Source organism: Enterobacter sp. Acro-832 (assembly GCF_011752745.1).
Taxonomy (GTDB): domain Bacteria; phylum Pseudomonadota; class Gammaproteobacteria; order Enterobacterales; family Enterobacteriaceae; genus Enterobacter; species Enterobacter quasiroggenkampii.
Genome location: NZ_VWWX01000001.1, coordinates 1,354,373 through 1,366,156, shown reverse-complemented (window position 1 = coordinate 1,366,156; position 11,784 = coordinate 1,354,373). Strand labels below are relative to the sequence as shown.

Annotated in this window: 11 protein-coding genes; 8 read left to right on the top strand and 3 right to left on the bottom strand. The window is 57.0% G+C overall.

Annotated elements, in window-relative coordinates; translation table 11 throughout:
* Positions 1-220: 220 nt before the first annotated feature.
* The 4 genes from qseE to glnB all read left to right on the top strand — a co-directional run bounded on the left by qseE (position 221) and on the right by glnB (position 4,130).
* Positions 221-1,648 carry a two component system sensor histidine kinase QseE/GlrK gene (gene qseE / locus F3J31_RS06255; protein WP_167211961.1) on the top strand — a complete coding sequence of 476 codons (1,428 nt, stop codon included), beginning with the start codon at positions 221-223 and terminating at the stop codon, positions 1,646-1,648.
* 1 nt (position 1,649) lies between these two features.
* Positions 1,650-2,387, top strand: a complete 738-nt coding sequence (gene qseG / locus F3J31_RS06250; protein ID WP_023325881.1) for a two-component system QseEF-associated lipoprotein QseG — start codon at positions 1,650-1,652, stop codon at positions 2,385-2,387.
* Complete coding sequence (gene glrR / locus F3J31_RS06245; protein WP_045908542.1) at positions 2,374-3,711, top strand: two-component system response regulator GlrR; 1,338 nt, start codon at positions 2,374-2,376, stop codon at positions 3,709-3,711. The genes qseG and glrR overlap by 14 nt, the downstream gene beginning before the upstream one ends.
* Before the next feature lie 80 nt (positions 3,712-3,791).
* Complete coding sequence (gene glnB / locus F3J31_RS06240) at positions 3,792-4,130, top strand: nitrogen regulatory protein P-II (protein ID WP_003860685.1); 339 nt, start codon at positions 3,792-3,794, stop codon at positions 4,128-4,130.
* An 80-nt stretch (positions 4,131-4,210) separates the two neighbouring features.
* Here the strand turns inward: glnB and hmpA are convergent, their stop codons facing one another.
* Positions 4,211-5,401 (bottom strand): NO-inducible flavohemoprotein, encoded by a 1,191-nt coding sequence (gene hmpA, locus F3J31_RS06235; protein ID WP_167211958.1) that lies wholly within the window; start codon positions 5,399-5,401, stop codon positions 4,211-4,213.
* 304 nt (positions 5,402-5,705) lie between these two features.
* Here hmpA and glyA point away from each other — a divergent pair, with 304 nt between their 5' ends.
* Positions 5,706-6,959, top strand: a complete 1,254-nt coding sequence (gene glyA / locus F3J31_RS06230; protein WP_008502165.1) for a serine hydroxymethyltransferase — start codon at positions 5,706-5,708, stop codon at positions 6,957-6,959.
* Between the two features lie 53 nt (positions 6,960-7,012).
* Here glyA and F3J31_RS06225 read toward each other — a convergent pair whose 3' ends face one another.
* Complete coding sequence (locus F3J31_RS06225) at positions 7,013-7,435, bottom strand: DoxX family protein (RefSeq protein ID WP_008502164.1); 423 nt, start codon at positions 7,433-7,435, stop codon at positions 7,013-7,015.
* A 173-nt stretch (positions 7,436-7,608) separates the two neighbouring features.
* Here F3J31_RS06225 and F3J31_RS06220 point away from each other — a divergent pair, with 173 nt between their 5' ends.
* Positions 7,609-8,754 carry a 3-phenylpropionate MFS transporter gene (locus F3J31_RS06220; RefSeq protein ID WP_167211955.1) on the top strand — a complete coding sequence of 382 codons (1,146 nt, stop codon included), beginning with the start codon at positions 7,609-7,611 and terminating at the stop codon, positions 8,752-8,754.
* On the opposite strand, the gene csiE is transcribed toward F3J31_RS06220, so the two are convergent.
* Complete coding sequence (gene csiE, locus F3J31_RS06215) at positions 8,749-10,026, bottom strand: stationary phase inducible protein CsiE (RefSeq protein ID WP_126534752.1); 1,278 nt, start codon at positions 10,024-10,026, stop codon at positions 8,749-8,751. The two genes, F3J31_RS06220 and csiE, sit on opposite strands and share 6 nt — an antisense overlap.
* A gap of 125 nt (positions 10,027-10,151) precedes the next feature.
* Here csiE and F3J31_RS06210 point away from each other — a divergent pair, with 125 nt between their 5' ends.
* Positions 10,152-10,790 (top strand): DUF1007 family protein, encoded by a 639-nt coding sequence (locus F3J31_RS06210; RefSeq protein ID WP_167211952.1) that lies wholly within the window; start codon positions 10,152-10,154, stop codon positions 10,788-10,790.
* Complete coding sequence (locus F3J31_RS06205) at positions 10,781-11,761, top strand: nickel/cobalt transporter (protein WP_167211949.1); 981 nt, start codon at positions 10,781-10,783, stop codon at positions 11,759-11,761. Before F3J31_RS06210 ends, F3J31_RS06205 begins: the two co-directional genes overlap by 10 nt.
* Positions 11,762-11,784 lie beyond the last annotated feature (23 nt).

Sequence of the window (11,784 nt, the reverse complement as noted above, 5' to 3'; positions counted from 1 at the left end):
GTCAGCCCCTTCGGGACGTGCTACATAAACTTCGAATGACGCACAAAAAGGTGCCTGCCGTCCAACTACTGATCATAGCGATGCTTTATCAGGCCAGGGCGAAACGTCGAGTTAGGCACCGCCTCATTCCATGACAAAGCCGGGTTTTTACCCGGCTTTGTTGTATCTGAAGGGCAGACTCAGTTACGCTCTGCGTAAACCCCATTAAGAGAGTAATGCGTTGAAACGCTGGCCCGTTTTTCCCCGCTCCCTGCGACAGCTCGTCATGATGGCCTTTCTGCTGATCCTGCTGCCGTTGCTGATCCTTGCCTGGCAGGCGTGGCAAAGCCTGAACGCGCTGAGCGCGCAGGCGGCATTAACCAACCGCACGACGCTCATTGACGCCCGGCGCAGTGAGGCCATGACCAACGCCGCCCTTGAGATGGAGCGCAGCTATCGTCAGTACTGCGTGCTTGACGATCGCACGCTGGAAAAGGTGTACCAGAGTCAGCGCAAGCGCTACAGCGAAATGCTGGATGCCCACGCCGGCGTATTGCCTGACGACAAGCTGTATCAGGCGTTGCGTCAGGATCTGAACGACCTCGCGCAGCTGCAGTGTAGTAACAGCGGCCCGGATGCCGCCGCCGCCGCGCGCCTGGAAGCCTTCGCCAACGCGAACACCGAGATGGTGCAGTCAACCCGCACGGTGATTTTCTCTCGCGGCCAGCAGCTTCAGCAGGAGATCGCCGAGCGCGGCCAGTTCTTCGGCTGGCAGGCGCTGGTGCTGTTCCTCGTGAGCCTCGGGCTGGTTCTGCTCTTTACCCGCATGATCATCGGCCCGGTGAAGGGGATCCAGCGGATGATCAACCGCCTGGGGGAGGGAAAATCACTGGGTGATACGGTCGCTTTTAAAGGTCCCCGGGAACTGCGATCGGTGGGTCAGCGTATTATCTGGCTGTCCGAGCGCCTGGCGTGGCTTGAATCACAGCGTCATCAGTTCCTGCGCCATATCTCCCATGAGCTTAAAACGCCGCTGGCCAGCATGCGCGAAGGGACGGAACTGCTGGCGGACGAAGTGGCAGGGCCGCTTACGCCCGAACAGAAAGAAATTGTCGAGATCCTGGATAACAGCAGCCGCAATCTGCAGAAGCTGATTGAGCAACTGCTGGATTACAACCGCAAGCTGGCTGACGGGGCGGTTGTACTGGAAAACGTCGACATTGAACCGCTGGTGGATATGGTGATCTCCGCCCATAGCTTGCCAGCAAGAGCTAAAATGATGCATACCGGTGTAGAGCTGAATGCGCCGACCTGTCTCGCTGAACCCATGCTGCTAATGAGCGTGCTGGATAATCTTTATTCCAATGCGGTGCACTATGGTACTGAATCCGGTAACATTTATATCCGAAGCTATACGAAGGGTTCCCGGGTGTTTATAGACGTCGCTAACACCGGCACCCCGATCCCCGATGACGAAAAAACCATGATCTTCGAGCCCTTTTTCCAGGGGAGTCATCAGCGGAAAGGTGCGGTGAAAGGCAGTGGTCTGGGCTTAAGCATCGCCCGGGACTGCATACGACGCATGCAGGGTGAGCTAAACATTGCCACGGACGAACGTTCGGATGTTTGCTTCCGTATTGAACTGCCCCTGAGCCGGAAAAATCAATAAAATGAATCTATGTCTGGTGAGTATGTCACACGTCTTTTCCCGCGCCGTACGCGCGGTGTTTTCCCGCAGCACGCTTCGCCTGAGCCTGCCCTGTTTATTTCTGGCTGGGTGTGTTTCCCATGTGCCGCAAAGTGCGATTAGCGATAAACAAGAAGATAAATGGCCCGATAACCAGCTGGCTGATTTCCTCTCAACCCGCTGTGACGACATCTGGAACCTCTCAGGCCATGACGTCGAAAGTAACCCGCTGTTCTGGCTGCGCGGGATAGATTGCGCCCAGCGTCTGGCGCCGGTTGATGCCCGCGCGAAAGCGGCGATGCTGGATGATGATACCTGGCAGGACGCGTTCAAGCGTGGGATTTTGCTGGCGGATGCGAAAATCACTCCCGTTGAACGCCGCGCCAACGTGACCCGACTGGACACGTTTGTGGTCAATCTTCCGGTACAGATCCGCCCGGTATACCAGCTCTGGCGCGAGGGACAGACGCTACAGCTTCAGCTTTCTGAAGAGCGCTCTCGCTACAGCAAGCTGCAACAGTCAACCGATAGCGAGCTTGATACACTGCGCCAACAGCAGCAACATTTACGTACGCAACTGGATACCACGACGCGTAAGCTGGAGAACCTGACCGATATCGAAAGACAGCTCTCGTCGCGTAAATATCAGCCGGGGAGTTCATCCGCTGCGCCGGACAGCGATACGCCGAAACAAGAGGATGTGAAGCATGACGAGCCGTAAACCAGCCCATCTCTTACTGGTGGATGACGATCCCGGTCTGTTAAAGCTGCTGGGGATGCGTCTGGTGAGTGAAGGCTACAGCGTCGTGACCGCGGAAAGCGGGCTGGAGGGGCTGAAAATTCTCAGCCGCGAGAAAATCGATCTGGTGATAAGCGACCTGCGGATGGATGAAATGGACGGCCTGCAGCTGTTTGCGGAGATCCAGAAGCAGCAGCCGGGGATGCCCGTGATTATCCTGACCGCGCACGGGTCGATCCCGGATGCGGTTGCCGCGACGCAGCAGGGGGTATTCAGCTTCCTGACCAAGCCGGTGGACAAAGATGCGCTGTATAAGGCTATCGACAGCGCGCTGGAACATGCCGCTCCGGCGGGGGATGAAGCGTGGCGGGAGCCTATCGTCACCCGCAGCCCCGTGATGCTGCGCCTGCTGGAACAGGCGAGGATGGTGGCGCAGTCTGACGTCAGCGTGCTCATCAACGGCCAGAGCGGAACCGGGAAAGAGATCCTCGCGCAGGCGATTCATAACGCCAGCCCGCGCAGCAAGAACGCCTTTATTGCGATTAACTGCGGCGCGCTTCCGGAACAGCTGCTTGAATCCGAACTGTTTGGTCACGCCCGCGGCGCATTCACCGGCGCGGTAAGCAGCCGTGAAGGGCTGTTCCAGGCGGCGGAAGGCGGCACGCTGTTCCTGGACGAGATTGGCGACATGCCTGCGCCGCTGCAGGTCAAGCTGCTGCGCGTGCTGCAGGAGCGCAAAGTGCGCCCGCTGGGCAGCAACCGCGATATCGATATTAACGTGCGAATTATCTCCGCTACCCACCGCGATCTGCCAAAAGTGATGGCCCGCAACGAGTTTCGCGAAGATCTCTACTACCGTCTGAACGTGGTCAACCTGAAGATCCCGGCGCTGGCCGAACGTGCGGAAGACATCCCGCTGCTGGCGAACCATCTTTTGCGTCAGGCGGCCGATCGTCATAAACCGTTCGTGCGCGCGTTTTCCACCGATGCGATGAAGCGGCTGATGGCCGCAAGCTGGCCGGGTAACGTGCGTCAGCTGGTCAACGTGATTGAGCAGTGCGTGGCGCTGACCTCCTCACCGGTCATCAGCGACGCGCTGGTGGAGCAGGCGCTGGAAGGGGAAAACACGGCGCTGCCGACCTTTGCCGAAGCGCGTAACCAGTTTGAGCTGAACTATCTGCGCAAGCTGCTGCAGATCACCAAAGGCAACGTGACCCACGCGGCGCGGATGGCCGGGCGCAACCGCACCGAGTTTTACAAGCTGCTCTCGCGTCACGAGCTGGAAGCGAACGATTTTAAAGAGTAGTACCGCAAAATTCGCCTGAATATGGTACTGTGAGCAATCGATTACGAGGCAGCTTACAGGCAAGAGTTTAAGGACCCACCATGAAAAAGATTGATGCGATTATTAAACCTTTCAAACTGGATGATGTGCGTGAAGCGCTGGCGGAAGTCGGCATCACCGGGATGACCGTGACGGAAGTGAAAGGTTTTGGTCGTCAGAAAGGTCACACCGAGCTTTACCGTGGCGCAGAATACATGGTCGACTTTCTGCCGAAAGTGAAAATTGAAATCGTGGTCAGCGACGATATCGTGGACACCTGCGTGGACACCATTATCCGCACGGCGCAAACCGGCAAAATTGGCGACGGTAAAATCTTCGTCTTTGACGTGGCGCGCGTGATCCGTATCCGTACCGGCGAAGAAGACGACGCCGCGATTTAACGTTCTTGCCGGGTGGCGCTGCGCTTACCCGGCCTACAAAACTCTTCGTAGGCCCGCGCAAGCGAAGCGCCGCCGGGCGATTACAGCACCTTATGCGGGCCGAAGCACTCGTAATGAATGCTGTCTTTGTTCACACCCAGCCCCACCAACTGCTGCGCGGCATACTGCATAAACGCCACCGGCCCGCAGACGTAGAACTGCATGTCCGGCGCGCTAAACGCCCCTTCCATCTGGCTTAAATTCATCAGACCTTCGCTGTCAAAGCGGGCAGCTGCGCGGTCTGCTTCCGTCGGCAGGCGATACCAGGTGTGCGCGGTGAAACGTGGCAGGGAGGCCCCGAGCGTTTTCACCTCATCCGCAAAGGCGTGCACGTCGCCGTTTTCGGCGGCATGGAACCAGTTAACCTGTGCACCGTGGTGTGATTTTGCCAGCGTATCGAGCATCGCCAGCATCGGCGTCTGGCCGACGCCCGCAGAGATCAGCGTGACCGGCGTATGGGCTTCAACGGCCATAAAGAAGTCGCCCGCTGGCGCGGCCAGATGGACCACGTCGCCCACGTTCGCTTCGTTGTGCAGCCAGTTGGAAACCTGACCGCCGTCCTCACGCTTCACCGCAATGCGGTAGCCTTTACCGTTTGGCTTGCGGGTAAGAGAATACTGACGGATCTCCTGATGCGGGAAACCTTCAGGCTTCAGCCACACGCCCAGATACTGCCCTGGCTGGTAATCGGCCACCGGTTGACCGTCCACCGGCTCAAACTCGAAGCTGGTGATTAACGCGCTGCGCGGCGTTTTCTCAACGATGCGGAACGCGCGCGTGCCTTCCCAGCCGCCGTTCTTACTGGCGTTTTCGCTGTAGATCTGCGCTTCACGGTTGATAAACACGTTTGCCAGCACCCCGTAGGCTTTACCCCACGCGTCCAGCACCTCCTGGCCCGGGCTGAACATTTCGTCCAGGGTTGCCAGCAGGTGACCACCCACGATGTCGTACTGCTCGGGTTGGATCTGGAAGCTGGTATGTTTCTGCGCGATTTTTTCCACCGCAGGCAGCAACGCTGGCAGGTTTTCAATATTGCTGGCGTACGCCGCGATGGCGTTGAACAGTGCTTCACGCTGATCGCCGTTACGCTGGTTGCTCATGTTGAAAATCTCTTTGAGCTCCGGGTTGTGCGTGAACATGCGATCGTAGAAATGGGCGGTGAGTTTAGGGCCGGTTTGCACCAGCAGGGGAATGGTGGCTTTTACGGTAGCGATGGTTTGAGCGTCGAGCATGAGCGCGTCCTTTTGATGTCACTTTAATGATGTATTTTAAATGCATCTTATAAAAAATACCCCTGCGTTGTAAATGGTTCTTTGCAAGATGAAAAATATGCATCACAAACCTGAAAAGAAATCCGCTGGAAAGGGCGAGATCTTTATTCCTCAAACCCTTGCGTGGCGGGTAGGAAAACGTTTGCGTAAAATCGTTTGTCAAGACCTGTTATCACAGAACTAATCAGTTATACTGTTGCCCGTCGTCCAACAGGACTGCCTTTTCAGGCCAAAATTTACTTGTTAGCTGAGTCAGGAGATGCGGATGTTAAAGCGTGAAATGAACATTGCCGATTATGATGCCGAACTGTGGCAGGCTATGGAGCAGGAAAAAGTACGTCAGGAAGAGCACATCGAACTGATCGCCTCCGAAAACTACACCAGCCCGCGCGTTATGCAGGCGCAGGGTTCTCAGCTGACCAACAAATACGCTGAAGGTTACCCGGGCAAACGCTATTACGGCGGTTGCGAGTACGTTGATATCGTTGAGCAGCTGGCTATCGATCGTGCGAAAGAACTTTTTGGCGCTGACTATGCAAACGTCCAGCCGCACTCTGGCTCTCAGGCTAACTTCGCGGTCTACACCGCGCTGCTGCAGCCGGGCGATACCGTTCTGGGTATGAACCTGGCGCAGGGCGGCCACCTGACTCACGGCTCCCCGGTTAACTTCTCCGGCAAACTGTACAACATCATCCCTTACGGTATTGATGAGTCCGGCAAAATTGACTACGAAGACATGGCGAAGCAGGCTAAAGAGCACAAACCGAAGATGATCATCGGTGGGTTCTCTGCTTACTCCGGTATCGTTGACTGGGCAAAAATGCGCGAAATCGCAGACAGCATCGGTGCTTACCTGTTCGTTGACATGGCGCACGTTGCGGGTCTGATCGCTGCAGGCGTTTACCCGAACCCGGTTCCACACGCTCACGTTGTGACCACCACCACCCACAAAACCCTGGCGGGTCCACGCGGTGGCCTGATCCTGGCGAAAGGCGGTGACGAAGAGCTGTACAAAAAACTGAACTCTGCGGTGTTCCCAAGCGCGCAGGGTGGCCCACTGATGCACGTTATCGCGGCAAAAGCGGTCGCGCTGAAAGAAGCGATGGAGCCAGAGTTCAAGGTTTACCAGCAGCAGGTTGCTAAGAACGCCAAAGCGATGGTGGAAGTGTTCCTGAACCGTGGCTACAAAGTGGTATCTGGCGGGACTGAAAACCACCTGTTCCTGCTGGATCTGGTTGATAAGAACCTGACCGGTAAAGAAGCTGACGCAGCCCTGGGCCGCGCCAACATCACCGTAAACAAAAACAGCGTGCCAAACGATCCGAAGAGCCCGTTCGTGACGTCCGGTATCCGTATCGGTTCTCCGGCCGTGACTCGCCGCGGCTTCAAAGAAGCAGAAGTGAAAGAGCTGGCTGGCTGGATGTGTGACGTTCTGGACAACATCAATGACGAAGCGGTTATCGAGCGCGTCAAAGGTAAAGTTCTGGATATCTGCGCACGCTTCCCGGTTTACGCATAATTCCTCTGCTTTGCAGAAATAAAAAAGGCCGCGCATGCGGCCTTTTTTTATGGCTAACGCCGGTCCAGGGAGATGGCGCCTGGCCCCACAATCGCCAGCAAAATAAAGGCGCCAGCAATACTGACGTTCTTGTAGAAGTTAATCATATTCGGTACGACCGCATCGCCGGTCATATCCCAGTAGTGATGCCCAATCACCGCCGTTCCGAGGGTGTAGAACACAAACAGTACCGCGAGAGGACGGGTGAAAAACCCCAGTACGATCAGAATGGCGGCAGGCACTTCCATGACTACCGCAATAATGGCCGCCAGCATGGGCATCGGCGTGCCCAGCGAGGTCATGTATTGTACGGTGCCGCTAAACCCCGTCAGTTTTGGATAACCAAAGATAATAAACAGCACGACAAGTGCGATGCGGCCAATGAGCAGCAGCAGGTGACGTGACTGGCCGAAATCGAGATAACGTAGTGAGTTCATGGCAGAAAAACCTCTGCAAGTGGAGTAATTTAAACGTAATACATATTTTCATTCCCTGCCATAAGCCAGACGATTGCACAAGATGTTAAATTTTCGTTAATTTATAGCAGGCTATCTACTTGCTTAATTTTTATATTCTCGCCAGACTATGGCCTCGATTTCGGGAGGGATTCATGGTCTTGCATTCCACGCGCTGGCTGGCGCTCAGTTATTTCACCTATTTCTTTAGCTACGGCATTTTTCTGCCTTTCTGGAGCGTCTGGCTTAAGGGTATCGGCCTGACGCCCGAGACCATCGGCGTCCTGCTGGGAGCCGGGCTGGTGGCGCGTTTCCTCGGCAGCCTGCTGATCGCTCCGCGCGTCAGCGATCCCTCCTTACTGATCAAGGCCGTGCGTATTCTTGCTCTGCTGACCCTGGTCTTTGTGGCCTGCTTCTGGGTCAGCCACCAGTTTGCCTGGCTGATGGTGGTGATGGTCGGCTTTAACCTGTTCTTCTCACCGCTGGTGCCTTTAACGGATGCCCTGGCGAACACCTGGCAAAAGCAGATCACCATGGACTACGGTCGCGTGCGCCTGTGGGGCTCTATCGCCTTTGTGATTGGCTCGGCGCTGGTGGGCAAACTGGTCAGCCTGTACGATTACCGCGCCATTCTTGCCCTGTTGAGCATCGGTATTGCCTCGATGCTGCTGGGCATGCTGCTGCGACCATCGGTGATGCCGCAAGGGGAAAGCCGCCATCAGGAGAGCGCTGGCTGGCCCGCATGGCGGAGCCTGGTCGCACAGAGCTGGCGTTTTCTGGCGTGCGTGTGCCTCCTTCAGGGGGCACATGCGGCGTACTATGGTTTCAGCGCCATCTACTGGCAAGGCGCAGGATATTCCGCTTCCGCCGTGGGCTATCTGTGGTCGCTGGGCGTGGTGGCCGAAGTCATTATCTTTGCCCTGAGCAAAAAACTGTTCCGCCGCTTTGGCGCGCGTGACCTGCTGCTCCTTTCCGCCGTGTGCGGCGTGGCGCGCTGGGGGATTATGGGCTGGACGACCGATCTGCCGTGGCTGATTGTGGCGCAAATTCTTCACTGCGGCACCTTTACCGTGTGCCATCTGGCGGCCATGCGCTATATCGCTGCACGCGAGGGCGGGGACGTGATTCGCCTGCAGGCCGTCTATTCGGCAGTGGCAATGGGGGGCAGTATCGCGATCATGACGGTCTTTGCAGGGTTCCTCTACCAGCATCTGGGGCATGGCGTGTTCTGGGTAATGGCTCTGGTGGCGCTACCGGCAATGTTTGTTCGACCGAAAGTGGCCGCACGCGCGTCGCTATGATTCTAGCATGGCGCGAATATGTTCTTGCTGCTGCGCGTTCAGTGTCTCAACGGCATGGATCAGCGGCGGCGAGAACAGCGGCAGGGCAGTCGGGTAGGGGGTGATAACCAGCGCGGCTTCGCGCGGTGCCCCCTCTTTCTGGAAAGCCTGTAGCGTCAGATAGCGAATGTTGAGCGGCAGCAGCGTCAACTCGCGAAGCTGCTGTTCGATCTGTTCCTCACTGGCTTTATCGTCTCCCGTCAGCAGGATCACCTGTTTTTCATGCAGGTCGGTCTCCTGCATCAGCCAGGCCCCAAAAATCACCGCCACGAGGCTCATCTCTTCGTCGGAAAAACGCAGCCCGAATTCCGCCTCCAGCTCAAACAGCGCCTCTTTCGTGGTACGTAACAGCCGAGGATAAAGGCGGTGGATCTCCTCCGGCAGGCTGTTGTCGATGCCAATCTCAAACAGCGAACGGTCCAGCGCCTGAGCCAGATGGATATACAGCTGATCGGTCAGCCCTTGTTCATCGCTGAAGTTCATCCCGGTCTGCGAACGAAAGCGGGCCACCATGCGCACGATGGCCCGGCGCAGACGCTGGTCCTGCTGGTGCTTATCAAGCACCGGATCGGGCGTGCGGAGCATCATAAACAGCAGCGCCAGAAACAGCTGTTCATCCCCGTGGGCACCCTGCGGGACGCGCCGTCTCCAGTGGCGCACGATCTCCTGCGCTGTAAAATACTCCCCCCTCGACTGGGTCCAGCTGCGCTGAACGTGGGAAAACTGCGGCGTATTCCCGAGCTGGTGCTGAATAAGGCAGTATTGCAGATAGAGCTGTAAAAACTGGACGTCGCGGCATTCAAACTGGCGCTGGAGCTTGCGTGAGCAGAAGCCGATCAGCGCCCGCAGGTTCGCATCGTCGTAAAGCGGGCGCGCGATGCCGTGTTGTTTAAGCGCGGTTTTTAATGCGGGGGTAAACTGGTGCGAGACGAACTGCGGGCAAAGCCGTAGCGCCCGGCGCAGCCAGTGCAGCAGGCATAAACGCTGATTCAGGGCTGTGCCTTCAATCCGGTAGCAGCCGTCGTGGTGCGTAACGATATCCAGCCGGTGATAGCGCTGGATTTCATCGCGCGTCTCGGCTATATCTTGCCGTGCCATCGCGTCGTCCACGCCGTTGGCAGCGATTATGCTCTGTGCGGTGACGGCAGCATCGGGCAGGTAAAGCATCAAAAGCACCTGGCAGCGGCGCTGCGAACTGGAAAGCACAGATGGAATTTCAAGCGTCGTCATCATCTGTCGGGTATCCAGTGTGAATGTTTGATAAGAATAGCTAAAGGATGAGCGCTGAAAAGCGCGCCGGCAGGCCTTTCATTCAGGATTGCTGGGGAACATCACAGAATTTTTGACGTGAGGAATTGATGCAAACAGTTAAACAATGTGCGATGGCGTTATTTTTGGCGGTTATCAGCTTAACTGCCAGCGCACACCCTCACAGCTTTATTGACCTCAAAACCGAGCTGGTCACCGACGGCACGCAGCTGAGCGGCCTGAAAATGCGCTGGACGATGGATGAAATCACCTCGGCTGACCTGCTCTATGACGCGGGAAATGCGAAGCCCGGCGACGAAATCTGGAAAAAGCTGGCAGCGGAAGTAATGGCCAACGTGCTCGGCCAGCACTACTTCACCGAGTTCTGGCATAACGGCCAAAAGGTCAAATTTCTGAACCGACCAACGGAATACGGGATGACGCGTGAAGGGCACCAGGCGGTGCTGACGTTCGTGCTTCCGCTGGCGCATCCTCAGCCGCTGGCCGGGCAAACGTACACATTTTCCACTTTTGATCCCACTTACTATGTTGATATGCGCTATGACAAAGACAGCGACGTACGACTGCCGGACGCGCTGCAAAAAAGCTGCAAAATTGGCGTTCATACCCCGAAGCCCAGCGAAGAGATGCTGAACTTTGCGGTCTCACTCGACAAGGACGATGCCCCACCCGAGGATATGGAATTGGGTAAACAGTTCGCACAGGAGGTGACGTTACAATGTCAGTGATCTCCTCTCCGGTTCGGAAACCTCGCCGCTGGCTGCATCTCTGGCCGCTGGCGCTCTTTTTGCTGTTAGCGGTTTGCGGCGCGCTGTGGCTGTGGCAGGCCTGGCCGCAGGTCATGATGAAAAGCATTATCTGGCAGCGTGAGGTCAACCAGCAGATGAGCGGACTGCTGAAGGCGGTGGCGGAGAACCCGACCAAAGCGGGCGGATCCCTGCTGGCGTTCAGTTTTGTCTATGGCGTTCTGCATGCGCTGGGGCCGGGGCACGGCAAAATCGTGATTACGACCTGGCTCGCCACCCATCCGTCAAAGCTGAAATCGAGCATCGGCCTGACGCTGGCCTCCTCGCTGCTGCAGGGCGGCGTGGCGATTGCGCTGGTCGTTGTTGTGCTTTCACTTTTGCAGCTTCCGGCGCGCCAGCTGCACATGAGCAGCTTCTGGCTGGAGAAAGGGAGCTACGCACTGGTGGGCGTGCTGGGGCTGATCCTGTGCTGGCGGGCGCTGAAAAAGCTGCGCGTGCTGCTGCAAAAACCGACATTCAAAACCTTTACGCCGCACCACGTTCATGATGAACACTGCGGCTGCGGACATCAACATTTGCCCACGCAGGAACAATTACAGAACGGCGACGACTGGCGCGCCCGGCTGATGATTATTCTCTCGATGGGGATGCGCCCGTGCTCGGGTGCCATCATGGTGCTGCTGTTCAGTAAGGTCATCGGCGTGTTCGGCTGGGGCATGCTGTCCGCGCTGGCGATGGCGGCTGGAACCTCTCTCACCATTTCGTCTTTAGCGCTGCTGGTACACAGCTTCCGTCAGCTGGCGGTCAAACTCAGCGGCAATAAAACGCCGGTGCTGTGGCGACAGATAGGGTGGACCACGCTTGCGCTGGCGGGTGGGATGATTCTGCTGGCGGCGGCGGTGACGATGTGGATGAGTGCGGTACCGGTGGGAAGGGGGTTGCGGCCTTTCTAGCGTACAGAGGGATTTTGTAGGCC